The organism is Flavivirga eckloniae (assembly GCF_002886045.1).
Lineage (GTDB): Bacteria > Bacteroidota > Bacteroidia > Flavobacteriales > Flavobacteriaceae > Flavivirga > Flavivirga eckloniae.
Window position 1 is genome coordinate 5081970 of the sequence record NZ_CP025791.1, and the last position, 20686, is coordinate 5102655.

A 20686-nucleotide genomic window follows, 5' to 3' on the forward strand; every position below is an offset into this window, starting at 1 on the left:
TAATGAAGAGTATTAACAATACTTTTTTGTAAAAAACATAAGAATGCATAGGGTAATTGTTAATAGTTTAAATATGAGATGATTACTAAAATATATTATTTTAACTCATTTAGACCTCTTTAATCTAAGAAGGTTTAGTTTTTTAGATAAAATGAACAAAATAGGCTATAGTTTCATACAGAGGTTGAGTAAGTAATCCTACTTTAGACGGATACTTACTTAATTTTTATGAAATTATCGTTTTAATGTAAAATGCCCTTTTAGATTAAAAGTATTTCCTTCTTGAATGACGTCGGCAGTAAACCAATAATCATCTGTTGGCATATTTTCTCCGTTATATGTGCCATCCCAGCCCATTGATGTGTGTGGTAATGTTTTAAGAAGTTTACCATGCCTATTGTAAATATGTACCATGGTACCGGGTAGTAGTTCGACACCAACAATATGCCAGGTATCGTGTATGGTATCGTTGTTTGGTGTGAAAAATTTAGGCACATCGAAAACCATAACGTTTTTGGAAACATCCATACAACCGTTTAAGTCTCTTACGGTAACGGTATGCATGCCGTATGATACATTTTCAAAAACATTGGATGTTTGTGCTTCGCCATCATCTAGGACAAATACATAATCCCCAATTCTGCTTAGGTCAATTTCGACCGTAATACTGTTAGGGTCTCTAAAATCAATAGATGATGTAAATTCTATAGTAGCCGATTCCGATTCTATAACAGAAAAATTGTGGGTATTCGGGCAGTCTCCAGAGATGGTATATGCTCTGGTAACCGTAACCCAATAGTTCCCTACATCGCTAGCATTTTCTAATAATATTTCAGATGTTGTTGCACCTGTAGACCATAAATAGGTATCATCGGGATTTCCTGTTTCTGCACTAATCACCAAAGGTAAATTGTCTGTACACAATGGAACGATATCTCCAATAGGGATTTCTGGTATTGGGTTTATACGTATTGTGAATTGTGTGACAGCGTGGCAACCAGTATTATTGTTTTCTATACGGGCATAAATGGTTTCACCATGTGAAGCCGGGTAGGTAAAGTTATCTATAGCATTGGTTCCTGTTTCGGCATTATCGGGATCGTTATAATACGAAATGGTAAAATCTGATGGGTTTTGAGTGCCTAAAATATTACTGGCAGTTAATGTTGGTAAATCAAATTGATGGAAACCATCATTGGATTTATCATCGCAGGCAACTAAACTGGGTGTAGTATTCGCAATTGGGTTTGGATTAATTTGCAGAACGAACGACGTTATTATGGCACAACCAGTAGTATTATCGGCTACTTTAACAAAAATAGTATGATTGCTTGATGTGTAATTATAGATATTTCCGAGTGGCGGTACATTATTGTCTATGTCTAGCTGTGAATTATGATAAGTAATAGTTACGTTACTGGTATCGTTTACTAGTATATTGTCAATTTGCGATAAATCGTAAGTATTGGTATCATTATCACAAGTAGGAACTGTGCCAAGATTATTAATTGGCGGTGGTCTGTTTATATGTAAATCCAGAGGAATAACACTATAGCATTGTGTATCTGTATTGGTTACTTTAATGTAAATGGTTTTAGTATTTTCATTTGAAGCGAAACTTGTAGTATAATCAGTGCCGTCTGGTATGCCTTTCGAGTTATCTAACGGTGCATCCGGATCAATATCATTAAAATCTTCAAAATAATGGGTTTCAAGATTGATCTTTATACGATCATAAATTTCAAAAATCTCAGAATTAATATTATTTAGGGTATATGTTACGTTTGAATCGTTATTTTCATCACACTCGGTTATAGACATGGCGTTCCCTATATTTGGAGGGGTTAATACACCTATAATTAGTTTTTCAACGATATAACAGGAGGTTGCTACACTTTCAATACGAACATGCAGGGTTTCTTGCTTGTCTGTGTTGGTATAGCTTGTTGGTACAGCGTTTATGCCATCTTCAGCATCTTCTTCTGTTCTATGGAATGTAATAATTAAAGCTTCAGGCGGGGAAGGACCTTCAATTTCTGTGATTTTTTCAGTTAAATCAAAAATTTCAATTTCGTCGTTACTAGCGTCATCACAAATAAAAATAGGATCGGGGAGGTTATATACGGGATCTGCCGATATTTTTAATAAAAACGAATCTGTTGCATAACAATTGGGATCGTCAATATTTTCAACTCTTACATAAATAGTTTCCTCTCCAGATACCGGATAGTCCAGATCTTTAGGAATCTGGTTGGCAATAATACCATTTAAGGCATCCATTTCATCACTAAAATAGTAAACGATTTTATTGGTTTGTCCATCTAAAATTTCACGATCCTTTTCTTCCAGTATAAAATTGGCTGTATTGCTACCTGTTTGGCACACTATAAAGGGATCGATTGTTGGTATGCTGGGTTCGGTATTTACTATAATTTCCAGTTCAACGATATTAAAACAACCAGTGGTAGTCACCTTATTTTCTATTCGTACATAAATAGTTTGAGTGTTCGCATTATATGCATCGAGTTGGTTGTTAGGGATAGCGTTGCTAACATCGCCACCTTCGGCATCTGCACGGGACGTAAAGAAGTTAACATTTACAAGGGTTTCGTCTGCGACTATTTCCGATATTTTGTTTCTTAGGTTTACTACGGAAAAACCATCTGGATTGCCATCGCTGGTATCGCAAATCATTTCTGGTGATGGTGTTGTAGCAGGAGGTGCCGTATTAATTATTATTTTAAATTCATTTACAGTGTAACATGATGTTATGTTATGATCGATACGCGCAAAAATAATATCTTCGTTTGTTATGTCATGAAAATCCGGAAGCTCATTTGTTCTGTTATCTGCGTCGGCTTGGGTTGGAAAATAACTAGCTGTAAAGTTAGGGTTACTACTGGTTACCAGATCACTAAGTGTAGCAAGTTCTACACTCATGGTACCGTCATCGTCAGTATCGCAATAAGGAACACTTTGATTTGGGAAATAGATAATCGGGTTAACCAGTAATGTAATATCATCTACAGCAGTACAGCCAGTAAGAGGGTTTTCTAGTTTTACATATATTACCTTAGGGCTTTCGGCATTAAATGTAGATCCTGATATTGGAGTGCCGTTAACTTTATCTCTTTCTTCTTCTGTTTCAAAAAATGTAATGTTTAGGGGAAACGGTAAATCATTAATTATTTTGCCTTCTAAAGTGGTTAGATTGAATTCAAACGAATCGGTGCTATCTTCATTATTATCGCATTGTGCAAAATCGCCCAAGTCTGTACCTGTTAAAAGTAAATTGTTGTGAAGGTTTAATTCTACAATAGTGGCACAGCCTGTTGTGTTGTCTTCTACTCTTATATAAATAGTCCGCTCTTCTAAGTTTAAGTTTTGGTAGTTTGTAGGATTTGGGATAGGATTTGCACCGTTTTCGGCATCATCGCTACTTTCGTGAAACGTTGTGGTAACATTGGTAACTGTTCCTATGACATCACCAAGAACTTCGGTTAAATCGAAATCAGCGGTTCCGTTCATGTCGCTATCGCAAGCATCTAAATATTGAGCGTCTCTTTTTACATCTGGACTAATATCTAAATTAACTGTTAACACTTCCGAAGCATTAACACAGCCTGTTAACACGTTTATTACACGAACATAAACATCGTATGTAGGTGTAACGCTATTAAGGTATGGTGATGCTATTGGGTTATTACCATTAGCAGCATCTGCTGGACTGGTATGATAGGATACTATTAAATCGCTTGAACCATTGGTTATTTCATCATCCTTTTCAGTTAGGTCTATAATGGTGAAACCATTGGGTACATCATCACTGTCGCAAACCTGCAATGGCTGTGGTGTAACTATATTTGGAATAGGGTTTACCACTAAATTAAAGGAAGTATAGGCAAAACAGTTCGTATCTGTATCTTCTATTCTCACAAAAATTTCCTGTGGGTTGGAAGTATTAAGAATGGGCGTAGTAATTTCAGATATATCTGCTCTAGCATCTGCTTCAGAATAGTGATAGGAATGGGTATAATTTGAAAAGGGAACGTTTATATCGAGGTCTGCATCTCTGGTCGTAAGATCGAATAATTCACTTTCATCTCCAGATATGTCATCACACAATTCATAGTCGGCAATTGGAGTAATGGGCTCTTCTGTATTAAGTGTTACGCTTATTTCATCTTCTTCAACACAAATAGAACCATTTATAGATACACTTACTTCTACTTTATAGGTGCCATTTTGTATGGCATTATATGTTGGATTCGTAGCTCCACCTATTAAAATATTATTCCTATACCAGGCGTAAGAGGCTAACGGGTTATTTATATCTGCATCTAAAAGGGTTGCGCTGGCACAAGTTTCGATATCTTCTCCCAGATCTAAAATTTTGAAACTGTCTCCTTCTATAAATACTGCGGAGTCTAAAGTACCGTCATTTTGATCGGCAATAATAATTTTAATGTGATATTGAATATTTGGGGTAATTGTTGTAGAGGCTGTTAATACGTTGGTACGCCCCAGATAGTTTGTATCGCCTAAATTGTAACCGTCAAAGTATTGTTCGTTTTGAGGACCACATGCCGGTAATAGGTTAGGGCGGATATTATTTGTGTTAACAGGGTCTGAAGTACCTGGAACTAAGGCAATATTTTGATAAGGTCCTGTACTGGAGGCTTCTCTAATTAAAAAAACGAATCCATCGGAAATTAAGCATGGGTTTATACCATCGTAATCTTCTGAAGCAAACAAATAGTTAAACTGAAATTGATTTGATATGGATACAATATCGAATTCGATAGAGGTAGCGTTAAGCGTATTGGTAATACCTAAAGCGGTTTCTATGTCTGGGTCTGTTCCCCAGGTTGTTGAAGTTTCGCTAAGAGGTGGGGTAATAGTCCCATTTCCACCTGATGCCGCACTACCGGTTGAAAGCATAATACCATTCTGGAAAGGGAAATTTGAGCCTGCACGTTCAAAATAGCCATAACTCGTTAACCCATGGGAGTTACCATTAACCGATGATGTTATATTGGAAATATTTACACAGCCATCTACGAGATTGTCTTCTATAAGTTGTTGTAGATTGACACTGGAATCCACAGATATTTTCTGCGAAAACATAAAATTGTTACCGCAAACCAGTATAAACAAGACATAGCAAATAAACCTCATAGCTTGTAGGCTTTTTTTTTGATTTTACTAGGCAAAATATTTATGTAAATCGGGGCGGATTACGGGCGGAAAGTAGATGTTTTTTAAGTGAAACACAAAAAAAAACAATGAAATGCATTTTAATTAGTTTTAAGGTGTTTTTTTAATATTTCAGAGTAAAATGATTCTTAAAAACTCTACCATCTTCTAGTTGAACGGAAAACCAATAATCGTCTACAGGAAGTCTATTCCCGTTAACTGTACCATCCCAGCCTTCACCAATAGGGTTTATTTGTTTTATTAGTCTACCATATCTGTTAAAAATATGGATTTTGGTGTTTGGCTGAAACATGTTGGAAACCCCATATATTTGCCATGTATCATGCTTACCGTCATTATTTGGGGTAAAGAATTTTGGAAAGCCAATAACCGATACTTTTTTTGGAGGTGTAATACCACAGTTGTTTTTAACGTCTTTAACGGTAACGGTATAAATACCCGGGGCTATATTTTCGAATACGTTGCTGTCTTGATATGGCACGTATACTATATTGTTTTCATTCAATAATCGGTATTGGTAAGTACCTTCTCCAGAAACAAAAACGGTAATGGTATTATTTTGGGAGGCATCACGTACCTCAAAAGGTTTGTTTGGGTTAAACGTAGCCACATTGGAAGGTTCAACAATAATCGTTCTTTCTTTAGAACAGCCAAACCCGTTTGTATTGGTAATGGTTACATGATAGCTGCCTGCTTCGTTTATTGGGATGTTATACGAGCTTTCTCCCGTAGACCAAACGTAGGTATAATCGCCTTCTAAGCCATTAGGAATGCCAGCATTAATTGAAATTGTTTTAGGGTACTTGTTTAGGCAATAATAATAAGTTAAATCGTCGGTATCTAGATTTGGTAATTTATTAATCTTTAGTACGACTTCAATGATACTAAAACAGGCATTATTGTTTTCTGCCCGAGCATAAATGGTATGATCGTAGGCATTGTTTTCATTTTTATAGGGTGTGTTTAAACTGTTTTTTTCTAAAAGGGCGTCGCTTCGGGTTTCGTAATAGGTTATTGGATGGGTAAAGTTATTCGTGGTTTGAATATTGGCGGTTATGTCGTTTAAATTGAACGTATTTATACCATCTTCAGATCCTAATTCGTCGCAAATATTATGGATGAAGGGCGGGATGCTTACCGTACTTAAATTTAAGGTTAATGTGGAAATGTTATAGCAGTTTGAATTGGTATTGTAAACTTCTACATATATCGGACCTGGATTATCGGCATCATATTCATAATTATCGCTATTTGCAATTTTTGCATTTCTACCATTATCGCTGAAAAATCTGGTAGCTAAATCTGGATTGCCACCTGTTAGGTCGTCATTAGCTTGGGTTAAGTCAAATCTTGTTTTTCCTCCAATTATACCATCTTCGTCGCATTGTATAATTTCTGCATCATGGGCTATAGGATTTGGGTTAAATGTAACTGTGGCAATACCTTCGAGCGTTTCGCTACAATCTCCTGTATTTAAATCGACAAAAACCCTATATAATCCAGAGGTATGGCCATCTGATGTTGGAATATCTAAATAATAATTAGAATCAGATAACGGAATATCGTTATAAGACCATGAATAAATGGCTCCGGGAATATTGTCGGCTTTTAACCTATAATTATCCCCTTCGCATAATTGTAACCTTGTAGATGTTGCGTTATTGCCTATAATATCTATTTTTTCGGCAAAAAAGGAGGATATAAACGGCGGTAGTCCTTGGTTGGAATTCCTGCTGAGACGTATTGCGTTATGTTCATAATTACAGGAAGGTCCCAGATTATTAGGATCGTTTATTACAGATAAATAAGGGGAGCCAATATTGTAAGTTACACTCATAGCCCGATAAATCCTTCCGTCGAGCCCTAATTGCAAACCTCCTCTAAACATTTGTCTCTCGTCTAAAACAACTTCACTGCCACTTATATCTGTAGCGGTTAAATCGTATTGTAGTAGGGAACTGTATTGTACGTCGGGGTTATTGAATTGTTCTTGATCGGGATTAAAAAAGGCAGAAACATATAAGATTTGACCGTTTTGAGAGAATTCAACCCCATAGGGCGATTGTGGCCTATTAACTGGTGAAAAATTAATGGTAATTTCATTTTGATTGCTAACCATCCCTGTGGTTACATCAAAATCGTAAAGAAACAGACCTGAGACACTATTAGCACAGACCAGTTTTGTACCATCTGGCGAAAGCTTTAAATAGCCTCTGGCATCTGTTACGTCAAGCCCATTAAACGGAGAGACATAGGGTGTTGTGTTTATTCCATTTTCTGTTATCTCGTAAGCATAAAAGGTGTTGTAGACAATGGGGTCTGTAAGTAGACCAGTTGGCGGGGCTAAGGTAATAACCCAGAGCGATTGTGTTTTGCAATCTTTTACAACTGCACTTATTTTTTCTGAACTTTTAGCAAGTAAGTTGATGTTTTTTGATGTTACATCTCCAAATCCTCCGTTTAAAGTCATGTCTACTATAGAGTAGTTAAAACCATTATCGATATTGTCACCAAAGAATGTATCTACTGTAAAGATATAATAGATGTTAGGATCTTTTGGTTTGGGTATTACTATAGCAGATTGTGTGCTTGAGGGATTACCAAATAAACCATTGCCTATTGCTTGATTGGCATTAGACATTGGGGTGTGCGATTTGTCCCAAACCGTGATACCATCTGTATAAAACAGTAAATTACCATTGGCATCAGAAATGGTTGTACAACCTTCCAAGGTGTTCAATCTGCCATCTGTTAATTCAGAAATAGAGCCATCTACATTAAAGCGAATCCCTGCATTTTCTCCAAAGTACCAATTTGAAGCTTCCTTTTGACAAAAAGCATTGCAGCTAATAATTAAGCTTAGTATTAAAAGAGTGGTTTTTTTCATATTTGGAAGCTATACTCCCAAATATATTATAAATCCCGCTTTTTTAATAATCTATACGATAAAAAGATAAATAGAGCAGTCCAACCTATAACAATAGCAAACTCGTACCAATGAGCGCCATAATCGTAAGCTAGGTTGGCTTTATCTGGGAATTTTGTCATGGCAATTCTCTGAAAAGGTTGATCTATAAGTTTGTACATGGATTTTAAGGGAAAGAAGTTTTGTATTCTTTCTGCCATGTCGGTATCCAGTTTCCAAGCCATTAGTCCAAAAATAATCCATTCTAATATGTAAAGAATAAATAGGAATGCCAAGGCAAATGCCGAACGCTTTATGAGCATACCGAAGAACAAACACAAACTAAAAAAGCCAATGAGTTTTATAAAATAGGCCAATAGGAATTCGGTTTCCCTAAAAATAATCGAAGCTTCGGTATAGCTTGAGTAATAAAGACCAATGCAAAGGGATATTAAGCTTATAAGTACGGTTGAAACCAAAGAAAAGAATATTATGGTATAAAACTTTGAAAGAATGAATTCTTTCTTGCTCAATCCGTCTATAAGGTTTTGTTTTATGGTTTTGTTGCTGTATTCGTTACCGATCATACTTACTACTACGATGGCAAAAAAGAACTTAAATTGAGAGGCGAAAAAAGTGGTTAAATGCCAGATTATCGGAAAATTAAAAATACCTAATTCACCCAGTTCTAAAGTGAAAAAACCAAATACATTAATTTTTAATGATGATAACAGAATAACGAAAAATGGTAAAATAAACGAAACAAATATGAGTATTATACTCGTTCTGTTAAGGAATAATTTTTGCAATTCTAAATTTAAAAGTCGTAACATGAGATGTATTTTGGTTGATTTAGTTCTTGTCTGTTAATTGTAAAAATTGTTCTTCTAAGCTTTCTTTACGTTGTACCAGATGTGTGAGAATAATATCGTTTTCGAATAGGTATTTGTTAAAGTCTTCAGATTTCATCGGTTCGTTTAAAAAAGCGGTTATTAAATCGTCTTCAACTTTAATATTTTTAAATGCTGTATTATTTTCCAGTAAGTTTATTAATTCTTTATGCTTGGTGGCTTTTAATTCGAAGAATCCATGACTGGAAATCATTTCGTCTACACGACCAGAGTATAGCTTAACACCTTTACGAAGTACAACGACATGAGAGCATACTTTTTCAACTTCGTCCAATAAATGTGATGCTAAAAGAATGGTTGTTCCTTTGGCTGCTATTTGTTTTATAATTTCTCTAATTTGGTGTATGCCTTGTGGGTCTAAGCCGTTGGTGGGTTCGTCCAGAATGAGAATTTCAGGATCATTTAAAAGGGCAGATGCTATGGCCAAACGTTGCTTCATTCCCAACGAATAGGTTCTAAACTTACTGTTTTTACGATCTAAAAGCCCAACGATTTCTAGTTTTTCGTCAATCTTGTTATAATCTACACCTTTAATTTTACAAACCAATTTCAGGTTTTGGGCGGCTGTCATGTACGGATAAAAGTTTGGTCGCTCAATAATGGCGCCAACTTTTTTAAGGGCATTGTGGGTTGATATGTTTCCATCAAACCAGTGAAAATCACCTTGTGTTTTGTTTACAACATTTAAAACGATACCTAATGTTGTGGATTTTCCGCTTCCGTTTGGACCTAAAATACCATAGACATTGCCTTTGTTTATGGTAAATGATAAATCTTTAACTGCTGTTAAATACCCGAATTTTTTAGTGAGGTTGTTTATTGTTAGTATAGATTCCAAGTTTTTACTTTTTTATGCCATATAGAAAAATAGCACTGGTTATTTATTAAAGTACGACGACAGTCTGTTTGTTTTGTTACAGTTGTGTTAAATAAAAGTTTTAAATTTGAATAATTATTGAATTATGCAAGATTTAAAGATATCCAAGAGAAAACCATCGTATCCCGTAACCCCTAAATTACATGAGTATTTAGCGAAGTATGACAGGAATACAAAAATCCCTATTTTTTATGATGACTTATTACGTTTTCAGGGATCGGTTGTGGTTTATGATAGGGATGATAATGATACATTGTGGATACGGGTTTATTATAATGAGTTTGAAAGGGAAGAAATTGATTCGTCGTTAAAAAAAGTGTACACGATTTTACATTCTGATGGTAACGAGGATGTGCTTCCTTTTTTAAATGTTGATGCTATTGATTTCTGTACTTTTGGAAATTCTAAACCTTTTAGGGTAAAGATTAGAAATATTTTAAACGACAACTTTACTTATTTTTATGTAAAAACTACCGATGCGTCTCGTATTTATGGTTTGGAACTGGAGCATATGTTATCTCCGTATAACCTTAACTTTTTAGTTTATAAAAATACACTTATTGAAGAGCACATATCGGGGATTCCTGGCGATGAGTTTATAAAAAACATGTTGCCGAATTGTACTAGATCTGAAAAGGCGCAAATTGCAAAGGAGTTTGTAAAGTTTAATGAGCGTTGTATGATCAGGCTTTTGGGTGATATGCGATCGTATAATTATGTTATTGTACCTACTCACGATTTCGACCACGTGGTGTATAAGATACGGGCTATCGATTTCGATCAGCAGTGCTATGAAGGGAAGTTTAATATTTACAGACCTCAGTTTTTTAAGGAAAACTTTAAAATGGTGGAATTGGTTTCTAACAACATACAGAAGCTATCTATCGATCAATACAAAACCGAGGAGCGGTCTATTTTGGTTAAACGTCTAAAGAGTTTTTCTGAAAGGATAGACAAGTTGTTAGATTGTATGGAGAACGATGTTATTTCCAGCGAGGAAAATATAACGCAGTTAAAGACCACAATCTTTAATTATACGCACGATGTGAATTTTAAGCGCAGTAAAAATATGGGGGAAATACTTAAGTATTCTTTAGAGTTTATAACGCGTAATTATCAGAATGTAAAATTAGAGAATTTAAGGTCGTATGATGATGACTGATTTAATACACGAATAACGTGTTAATAACGAGGCTAACTTTCTGCAAAAATCGTTATCACGAATTACATTTGGATAGATTTAAGTTTATTATATCTTTAGATGAGTGTTTATAAATTAACGTGAATCTTGCTTAAGAATTCAAGGTGTTCCTCCCTTTTAAAAAGGGAAGTGGACCCCGATGAGATCGGGATTCGGAGGGTTACATTTGTTTGTTATTTTTAATAAAACTCCTCTTTCTTCCAATTTTTATCAAAATCGAAATTCATTTCTCGGCTTTAATTTAAAGAGGAGAGCACTGTGACAGTAAAAAGATAGTTCTGAAACAAGTCTGGGACACACAACGACATAAATTCTCTTATCCAAGATTCGTTAAATTAGTAAACTGTGTTTGCTTATTTGTAAATAATTGGTGTTTTGAAGAATTTGTGAAAACTAGTGTCTCTTTTTACTTAATTCCAGTTTTCATCAAAATCTAAATTGTTGTAATCATCAACATCAATGCCGTCGTCAAATTCGATAGAACTTTTAGTCATATCCACTTCAAATAGTTTATCTGGAGCTTCGTCTGGTACTTGACCTTGAACAAACATTAAATTTGGGTAGTCGGTACCTTCGGCTTCTTCTACAATTTCAGCCAATTCCACATAGAATGTCCACATGCTTAAAAAGTCGTAAATGTAAATTAGCTTTGTTTGTGCTTCATGTACCACACTGCTAATCTCGGTCTCATTCATTAAGCGGGCAGAGTTGTCTTCGCTTAAATCGAACAACGAAATTTCTTCACCTTGATTCCATGCATCGTCACTTAAATAAAAAGATGCCATTTCTGTACCATCAAACCCAAAAGATTGTGTAATGATATTATGCAAATCTTCAAGAGAGTCTGATTCGCGAATTTCTAAATCGCGAAAAATATCATCTTCGGTATCGTTATCTAAAATAACTCTAAATCTATAAATCATGATGAAATTATTTACTGCAAAGGTATGCTTTTTTGGATTATTTGGAAAAACGGTGCATTAAAAAAGTCATGGCACTTAATAGGAAAAATGCGCCTACTTGATGTGCTACACCTAACCAAACGGGTACTTGTAACAATATGGTAAATATGCCTAATAAAATCTGAACGGCCAATACGATTAATACTATGTTTATTCCTTTTGACTGATACATGGTTAGGTTTAGTTTTTTTGACTTTTTCCAAATTAATAGAATCAAGATCACTACTACATATGCCAAAATCCTGTGAACAAATTGTACGCCGCTTTTTCCTTCGATAAAGTTTTTGTACAATGGTGTTTGCTCTATGTAAACGGTTTGGTGCATAAATTTCCCTTCACTCATCATGGGCCAATGGTTATGTATAAAACCGGCATCGAGTCCGGCAACAAACGCCCCATAGATAATTTGTAGTAATACTATAGCAAGGGTAAACCGTATGAGATTTCTAAAAGCAATATGTACTTCCTTTTTATGTGGAAACATTAAATCCAGAGCAACCCAGAAGGTATAAGCAAAGGTTATAAAAGCGGTTGTTAAATGTGCAGCCAACCTATAGTGGCTAACATCTGGGCGATCTACCAAACCACTTTTAACCATATACCATCCTAAAAAGCCTTGAAATGCTCCAAGAGCTAGTAAAACGACAGCTTTTTTTACTGTGGCTTTCGATAGCTTTTTGGTTATTACAAAGTATAAAAAGGGAATAAGGAATACGAGCCCTATAAATCGACCGATAACACGATGTAGCCATTCCCAAAAGTATATGTCTTTAAAATCTTGAAGTGTAAACTGGTTGTTTAGTTTTTGATATTCGGGATATTGCTTGTATAGATCAAAGGCTTTTTCCCATTCAACATCATTCATTGGCGGAATGGTGCCAGAAATAAGTTTATAGTTGGAAATGGATAATCCGGAATGTGTGAGTCTTGTTATACCACCAACAACTACCATGATAAAAATAAGCAGACATCCTGTAAGCAGCCAATATATAACCTTTTTATCGTTTGTATTCATCTTATGTTTTATTAGGTTGAGGCTCTATTTAATCATCAATTATTTTATAACTTTTTTAAAGCAAATACTATTGGTTACATCCTTATACTGTCCGTAATTTGGTATAACTGTATAATCGTTTTTTTTATAAAATTGAACAGCCTCTACTTGTCGCTTTCCGGTTTCTAGTATACATGCTTCAAAGTTTAGCTCTCTAGACCAATTTTCCAGTTCTTTCAAAATCTTAGTAGCTACGCCTTTTCCTCTGGTTTCTGGAAGTGTGAACATGCGTTTAACTTCTGTTTCCTTTTCAGTAAACTTCTTAAAAGCACCGCACCCTACAGGTTTATTATCTATATAAGCAACTACTATATGTTTTAATACATCTATATTGTTGTATTGATGGTAAAAATCATGATCGTCTCCATCGACTATTTTTAAATAGTCGTTTAACAAATTTACCAGATGGATAAAGTCGTTATTATTAGAATCTGTCCTAACGAGTTTCATCATTTTTATGTATTGCTTTTAGCCCTAAGCGTTTGCCTTCTTTTAGCATTAATTTATAGGCAGCATCATATTCGTTCGGAATGTCTCCTTCTAATATGGCCTCTTTTATTGTATCTTTTATTAAACCGATTTCGCGTGATGGTTTTAAGTTGAAAACTACCATAATTTCTTCTCCGGTAATAGGAGGTTGAAAGTTTCTAACATGGTCTCGTTCTTCAACTTCAACGATTTTTTCTCTAACAATTTTAAAGTTGTTATGATATTTAGCGAATCGTTTCGGGTTTTTGGTGGTTATATCTGCTTCGCAAAGCGTCATTAAATCTTCTACGTAATCCCCGGCATCAAAAACCAAACGACGTACGGCAGAATCTGTTACGATATCTTGAGCCAAAACTATAGGGCGTGAACTCATAAACACCATTTTCTGTACAAATTTCATTTTGTCATTAAGTGGCATTTTTAGTCTTTTAAATAGACGATATACCATTTTGGAACCTTCAAATTCATGACCATGGAATGTCCAACCTACTTTTTTACTAAACTTTTTTGTTGGTGCTTTTCCAATATCGTGTAACAAGGCCGCCCATCGTAACCAAAGATTGTCTGTGTTTTCTGCAATATTATCTACAACCTCCAAAGTGTGATAAAAATTGTCTTTATGACGTTGACCTTCAATTTCATCAATGCCTTTTAAAGCCATAAGCTCTGGCATGATATCTTTTAATAGTCCTGTTTTTTCCAGTAACAGGAATCCGATAGAAGGCTTTTTACTTTCAAGAATCTTATTTAATTCTGTTACTATGCGCTCTTTGGTAATAATCTTAATGCGATGGCTATTTTTTGTAATAGCATTTAGTGATTCGCTTTCTATGGTAAAATCTAATTGTGTAGCAAAACGTATGGCACGCATCATTCGTAATGGATCGTCACTGTATGTTATATCTGGGTTTAATGGCGTGCGAATGATTTGCTTTTCTAAATCTCCGATACCATTAAAAGGATCGAGCAAATCGCCAAAATGCTCTTCACTTAAATTTAAGGCTAATGCATTTATAGTAAAATCACGACGGTTTTGATCATCCTCTAAAGTACCATTTTCTACTTTCGGATTTCTACTGTCTTCATTATAAGATTCCTTACGCGCTCCCACAAACTCGATTTCAATATCGTTGTATCGAAGCATGGCAGTACCATAGGTTTTAAAAACCTGAACCTTTGGATTATTTGGAAGGTTTTTGGCAACTTGTTTGGCTAGTTTAATACCACTGCCTACGGCAACTACATCAATATCTTTTGCATCGCCGCGCTTTAATATAAAATCGCGTACAAATCCACCAATAACATAACTCTCTACGTTTAGTTGTTTAGCAGATAGCGATATGATTTTGAATATATTATGTTGTAATGCCTTTTTGTAATTCATCAATTAAGTTCAAAGTTCAAAGTTCAAAGTTCAAAGTTCAAAGTTCAAAGTTCAAAGTTCAAAGTTCAAAGTTCAAAGTTCCAAGTGATGAATTATTTTCGATTGGAATTTTGTATTTGAAATTTGAGTTTTATGCTCTTATAACCTTTACGATACCACTGTTGCTCAATTTAATAATTGATGACGGTTTATCACAGATTTTTTCGCGATGCAAATTTACAACATAGTCTACACCTTTTATAACCTCTTGGGATATTTCTTTAAATGATTTCGGAGTTGGAAATCCACTTATATTCGCCGATGTAGAAACTATGGCTGTATTAAGTTTTCTAGCGAGTTGATAGCAAAAATCGTCATCTGGAATTCTAATGGCTATGGTACCATCATCAGCAATTAAGTTGGGTGCTAAATTTTGTGCTTCGTCGTAAATAATGGTTGTTGGCTTTTCAGAAATATCGATAATATTTAAAGCCGCATTTGGAATGCTTTTTACATACTTTTTTAGCATTCTATCATCTGCAACCAGGCATATCAAGGCCTTACTATCTTCCCGTTGTTTTAGTTCGTAAATTTTTTTAACAGCAACTTCGTTTGTTGCATCGCAACCAATACCCCAAACCGTATCTGTAGGGTAGAGTATGAGTCCACCGTTTTTAAGCACGTTTAGCGCGTTGTTTATTTCAGTTTGCATATAGAGGGATGCTTAATTTTTAACAAGTAGAATTTGGTATGCATCAATTAAAACTTTCCAGTCCTTTTTTTGCATGTATTCTACAACTGTTTTTCCTTTTCCGCCTCCCGGTAATCCACAATCGTCTATGAGTACAATAGAATTATCGTGTAATTTGTTTTCTATAAGTTGAAATTCTTTTAAGTGATGTTCTTGGCTTTTTACCTGAATTTCTGTATCTGTTTTAGAATAATCGTAGCTATCTAAGTATAAGAAATCTACAGGTTCTTCAAACGTTCTAAGAAATTCTAAAGAATCATTTAAGTGTACAGTTACTGTGTCGTTTAACCCTTGAATGTTAACTTCGTTTTGAGCCCCATTTACAGAGTCTTCGCTAATATCAACGGAGTGCATTTTAGCATTGTTTTGCTGCGCCCATTTACCAAAGACTATGGTTGCTGCTCCATCTCCCTTGGTGTTTTGCAAACCTAGCCTGGAAGTACCTGTTTCAATAATCATTTTGGCTTTTCTTTCGTCAAGTAGTTTTAACGTTTTGGCAAATGTTACTCTTCTTCTTTTAAAATTATATTTAAAAGGCATGAATGGGTATAGGGATTTGTGCTTTATAAATTTTATTAAAAAAGGTGCGGCAACAGCTAAAAGCAGTACGATTAGTAATATTTTAAATATCATTTGTAACTATATTTTAAAATAGGTTAGGGCGCAAATTTAGGATTTACTTTTTAAATGCTTTATAATGTATTTAATAAAGTTCATTTTTATATTTTTACCAGAATTATTTCAATTATATAGATGAGTAAAAAATTAAAGTATTCGTTTTTAAAGTTAAAATCTTCATTAAGGAATAAAATTCTGGGAAAATATGCCATTGGCGTTATATACGAAACTAAAAATGGTCATATTGCTGCGCCTATAAATGACCTCATGGTAGGTAAAAAGCTAGGTAATAAGGGCGAGTATGATATGGCAGAGGTAAATACTATTAAGGGGTTTATAAAACCTACAGATACTATTTATATTGTTGGTGTGCATTGGGGAACCTTACTTATACCGCTTTCTAAATATTGCAATAAGATTGTAGGCTACGAAGCCAACCCCAGAACGTTTTACTTTTTAGAAACCAATTTATTGATTAATAGAATTAGTAATGTTTCTTTATTTAATAATGCGGCTGGAGATGCCTCTAAAAAAGTAAAGTTTTATACCAGTACTATTAACTCTGGAGGTAGTAAAATAAAGCCCAAGATTGACAAGTACATGTATAAATACGATAACCCGGATACTATTGAGGTAGATATGGTGGCTATTGATGCGCATGCCAAGGCTAATAATTTAGATGAAGCTCAGGGGATTATTATGGATATTGAAGGTGCTGAATACTATGCTTTACAGGGGATGACCAATACGTTAAAAGCAAGCAAGTTTTTATATATTGAATATGTGCCTCATCACTTGGAAAATGTATCGAAAACCAATAACGAAGACTTTTTTAGCTTAATAATACCACATTATAATACGGCTAAGTTTATGAATGATACTTCTAAAACTTTTGATATTAGCAATGATAAGGAGGAGTTTTTGTCTTACGTAAACGCTTTAAAAGCAGCTGGAAAATCTGATAATATATTATTTACCAAGTAAATCTCTATAAGCCTTAATGTATTTTTCTGCGGCGTTGTCCCAGTTAAAACTTTTGGCGTGGTTAATATAGTTTTGCGATAAGGTGTCTTTATTGTTATTAAAGGTATTTAATCCGTCTTGCATTACTTTGGCCATATAATCCGGATCGTAATTATCCCAGTAAAAAGCATGCTCACCGCCAATTTCGGGAAGCGAGGTGTTATTGGATAAAAATACAGGTTTTCCAAAGCGCATGGCTTCGATTGGTGGAATACCAAAGCCTTCTCTTAAAGAAGGGAAAACAAAAGCTTCGCAGTTTTGTAGATAATACTGTTTGTCTAATTCCGAAATCTTACCCGTAATTAATACGCGGTCTTGCAGTCCTAATTGAGCTATTGTTTTTTGTAATGTACCGTTAGCATAGTCGGTATTATTTTTACCAGAAAGAATAAGATGGTATTCGGGCAAAAACTCCAACATTTTTACCAAAGCATGGAAGTTTTTACGTTCGGAAAATTCCCCGATACTGAATAAAAATGGCGCAGTAGTGAGTTGTTCGGGTTTGTAATTCTGTGGGATTTCAATATCTAGAATGGGGTTACCGTTATGAATAACGTATTCGGGAACATCCGGAATATTAAAGTGTTCGTGCGTGGATGCTTTTGCGTAATTCGATATATAGGTAATGGCATGACTTCTATCTAATTTTTCCTGAAAGCGAACATTATGTTTGTGAGACATATCGCTGGATACTTCTTCAACAAAATTAACATCATGTACCGTTAAAAGATATGGGATATCGTGGTACGGTTCTATCTTGATATTTTGATTAAGGCAATGCCATAAATCGTATTTTTTTCTAATTAGAAAGGGCGCATTTCTTCTAAAAGAATAATACTTTTTATAGTTAAAATAGGAGCCGTATTCAGATTTTAAGGGTTGTGTGTTTTTTGCATGAAGCGTCATTTTAAAATCTGTTACATTAGCGTTATAAAGCCCTTTTATTAAATGGTAATTGAATTGACCAAAACCAAAGTGCTGGTTTTTAATGTTATGGGATTCTAAAAAAATATTCTGCATAGTTGGTTAATTTGACAGATAGGCAGATAATTCATGCGAAATTTCTAGGCTAGTTTTTTACAATTAAGCCTGTTTTATTACTTTTTAAATGACGATTATGAGGGATGTAAATGTAATTAATTCAAAAGGATTATTTATCATTTAGAATGATATACTTTTTCGATATTCGTTATATGGTATGTTCTTGATTTTTACGAGTATTTTGCTTTGTTTGTTTCTGCTATGTATATTAAGAGGTATGGTCTCTTTTCTGAGTTATGTTGATAGGTAAGCTACATGATTTTTTTGTCTTTTTGTTTTAATTTTAAAATTTCAACAAGGATAAACATTACTTTTGCACCACAACTATATTTTGAATGAAGGTTACTAAAAGAATACATGATAGTTTTAAAGAATCGTCTCTTTTTTTAGATGATATTATTACAAATTTTGAGACTAAAGGTGAGGATTTCGGCAATCAGGATAGAAACTCATTAAAATTATTTAAAACAGGGGATAAGGTATTCAATGTTAAGTCTTTTAGAATTCCCAATATTGTAAACCAAATCGCTTATAAGTTTTTTAGAAAGAGTAAGGCGCAACGCTCTTACGAATATGCCAATAAGCTTAAGGCTTTAAATGTTGGTACACCAGAGCCTATTGCATATTACGAATACAAAACGCCTTTTTTATTCAAAAAAAGTTATTACATAAGTGAGCAATTAGATTGCGATTTAACTTATAGGGAATTAACAACAGATTTTAATTATCCGGATTACGATAATGTACTTAGGGCTTTTACGCGATTCACTTTTGATTTGCACGAAAAGGGCATTCATTTTTTAGACCATTCTCCAGGGAACACTTTGATAAAAAAAACGGATACGGGATATAGTTTCTACTTAGTGGATTTGAACCGAATGGAGTTTAAAAATTTAGATTTTGAAACCAGAGTTAAGAATTTTTCCAAATTAACCATTCATAAATCAATGGTAGAAGTTATGAGTGATGAATATGCTAAATGTTCTGGGGAAAATTATGATGCTATATTTAATTTAATGTGGAATCTTACTGAAGAATTTCAATATAGATACCACCGCAAAAGACGCCTTAAAAAGAAACTAAAGTTTTGGAAAAAGGGTTAGCCTTAAAAGTAACATCCCTATATTTAGTTACTTTTTTTCTTCTGAATAATAAAAAATTATAACCTTTAATTTTTTGATTCACAGTAACTTTTTACGCAACATTCAAATTAATCAAAAAAAACTCAAAAACTTTTGAGGGTATTTTCTACGATAACTGTTCTATTACTTAACGGTTATCTGTTTTAATGAATGAAATTAAAAAATAAGAATGTCTTAATCACCGGGGGATTAGGATTTATTGGTTCTAATTTGGCCATAAAATTGGTAGAATTAGGAGCCAATGTTACAGTTCTTGATAGTTTAATTCCCGAATATGGCGGCGTTTTACAAAATGTAGAAACTGTAAAAGACAAAATTAAAATCAATTTTTCTGATGTTAGAGATAAGTTCTCCATAAAATATTTAATTAAGAATCAGGATTTTTTGTTCAATCTGGCAGGACAGACTAGCCATATGGATTCAATGACAAATCCATTTCAGGATTTAGAAATAAATGCCAAAGCCCAATTGTCAATTCTAGAAGCTTGCAGAGCGCATAATCCGGATATTAAGATTGTTTTTGCAAGCACACGCCAGTTATACGGTAAACCCCAGTATTTACCTGTAGATGAAAACCACCCCATAATCCCTGTTGATGTAAACGGGATAAATAAAATGTCTGGCGAAAACTATCATTTACTTTATAATAATGTTTATGGTATTAAGACTAGTGTTTTACGATTAACCAACACGTATGGCCCTCGGTTAAGAATAAAAGATGCCCGGCAAACCTTTTTAGGCATCTGGATTAGAAATGTTATAGAAGACAAGCCCTTTTTAATTTTTGGAGATGGATTACAGGTTAGGGATTACAATTATGTAGACGATGTTGTAGATGCTTTTATTTTATGCGCACTTTCAGAAAAAACCAATGGTCATATATACAACCTGGGAGATTCCAATCCTATAAACCTTAAGGAAACAGCTTCTATACTCATTGAGGAAAATAGAAAGGGGACTTATGAAATGATACCATTTCCAGAAGACAGGAAAAGCATTGATATAGGTGATTTTTATGCCAATTTCGATAAGATTAGTCAAGATTTAGGATGGTACCCCAAAACGTCTTTTAGAGAAGGCATTCGAGAAACTTTAGCTTATTATAAACAAAACATGGCTGATTATATTTAAT

General features: G+C 34.3%; 15 protein-coding genes. 4 read left to right on the plus strand and 11 right to left on the minus strand.

The window, feature by feature from the left end; genetic code table 11:
• Nucleotides 1–234: 234 nt before the first annotated feature.
• From C1H87_RS20960 to C1H87_RS20975, 4 genes are all read right to left on the minus strand, one after another.
• Complete coding sequence (locus C1H87_RS20960) at nt 235–5178, minus strand: T9SS type B sorting domain-containing protein (RefSeq protein ID WP_102757692.1); 4944 nt, start codon at nt 5176–5178, stop codon at nt 235–237.
• A gap of 142 nt (nt 5179–5320) precedes the next feature.
• Entirely contained in the window at nt 5321–8104 is a 2784-nt protein-coding gene (locus C1H87_RS20965) for a T9SS type B sorting domain-containing protein (protein WP_102757693.1), read from the minus strand.
• Between the two features lie 26 nt (nt 8105–8130).
• A complete protein-coding gene (locus C1H87_RS20970; protein ID WP_102757694.1) occupies nt 8131–8955 on the minus strand; it encodes an ABC transporter permease in 825 nt (274 codons plus the stop codon).
• A 19-nt stretch (nt 8956–8974) separates the two neighbouring features.
• Complete coding sequence (locus tag C1H87_RS20975; protein WP_102757695.1) at nt 8975–9871, minus strand: ABC transporter ATP-binding protein; 897 nt, start codon at nt 9869–9871, stop codon at nt 8975–8977.
• 124 nt (nt 9872–9995) lie between these two features.
• On the opposite strand from C1H87_RS20975, the gene C1H87_RS20980 reads away from it, so the two are divergent.
• Nucleotides 9996–11072, plus strand: coding sequence for a hypothetical protein (locus C1H87_RS20980; protein ID WP_102757696.1), 1077 nt, complete (start codon nt 9996–9998; stop codon nt 11070–11072).
• A gap of 449 nt (nt 11073–11521) precedes the next feature.
• Here C1H87_RS20980 and C1H87_RS20985 read toward each other — a convergent pair whose 3' ends face one another.
• The 6 genes from C1H87_RS20985 to C1H87_RS21010 all read right to left on the minus strand — a co-directional run bounded on the left by C1H87_RS20985 (nt 11522) and on the right by C1H87_RS21010 (nt 16363).
• Entirely contained in the window at nt 11522–12034 is a 513-nt protein-coding gene (locus C1H87_RS20985) for an IS1096 element passenger TnpR family protein (protein WP_102757697.1), read from the minus strand.
• Between the two features lie 37 nt (nt 12035–12071).
• Complete coding sequence (locus C1H87_RS20990; protein WP_102757698.1) at nt 12072–13088, minus strand: COX15/CtaA family protein; 1017 nt, start codon at nt 13086–13088, stop codon at nt 12072–12074.
• 39 nt (nt 13089–13127) lie between these two features.
• Complete coding sequence (locus C1H87_RS20995; protein ID WP_102757699.1) at nt 13128–13580, minus strand: GNAT family N-acetyltransferase; 453 nt, start codon at nt 13578–13580, stop codon at nt 13128–13130.
• Nucleotides 13564–15000 carry a CCA tRNA nucleotidyltransferase gene (locus C1H87_RS21000; protein WP_102757700.1) on the minus strand — a complete coding sequence of 479 codons (1437 nt, stop codon included), beginning with the start codon at nt 14998–15000 and terminating at the stop codon, nt 13564–13566. Before C1H87_RS21000 ends, C1H87_RS20995 begins: the two co-directional genes overlap by 17 nt.
• 130 nt (nt 15001–15130) lie before the next feature.
• Entirely contained in the window at nt 15131–15691 is a 561-nt protein-coding gene (locus C1H87_RS21005) for an L-threonylcarbamoyladenylate synthase (protein WP_102757701.1), read from the minus strand.
• Nucleotides 15692–15703: 12 nt separating this feature from the next.
• Nucleotides 15704–16363 (minus strand): class I SAM-dependent methyltransferase, encoded by a 660-nt coding sequence (locus tag C1H87_RS21010; protein ID WP_102757702.1) that lies wholly within the window; start codon nt 16361–16363, stop codon nt 15704–15706.
• A gap of 120 nt (nt 16364–16483) precedes the next feature.
• Between C1H87_RS21010 and C1H87_RS21015 the strand changes: the two genes are divergently transcribed.
• Nucleotides 16484–17332 (plus strand): FkbM family methyltransferase, encoded by an 849-nt coding sequence (locus C1H87_RS21015; RefSeq protein ID WP_102757703.1) that lies wholly within the window; start codon nt 16484–16486, stop codon nt 17330–17332.
• Here C1H87_RS21015 and C1H87_RS21020 read toward each other — a convergent pair.
• Nucleotides 17318–18391: a glycosyltransferase family 4 protein gene (locus C1H87_RS21020; protein WP_102757704.1), complete on the minus strand. Its 1074-nt coding sequence runs from the start codon at nt 18389–18391 to the stop codon at nt 17318–17320. The two genes, C1H87_RS21015 and C1H87_RS21020, sit on opposite strands and share 15 nt — an antisense overlap.
• A 356-nt stretch (nt 18392–18747) precedes the next feature.
• On the opposite strand from C1H87_RS21020, the gene C1H87_RS21025 reads away from it, so the two are divergent.
• Complete coding sequence (locus tag C1H87_RS21025; protein WP_102757705.1) at nt 18748–19515, plus strand: lipopolysaccharide kinase InaA family protein; 768 nt, start codon at nt 18748–18750, stop codon at nt 19513–19515.
• A 189-nt stretch (nt 19516–19704) separates the two neighbouring features.
• Nucleotides 19705–20685 carry a GDP-mannose 4,6-dehydratase gene (locus tag C1H87_RS21030; RefSeq protein ID WP_102757706.1) on the plus strand — a complete coding sequence of 327 codons (981 nt, stop codon included), beginning with the start codon at nt 19705–19707 and terminating at the stop codon, nt 20683–20685.
• Nucleotide 20686 lies beyond the last annotated feature (1 nt).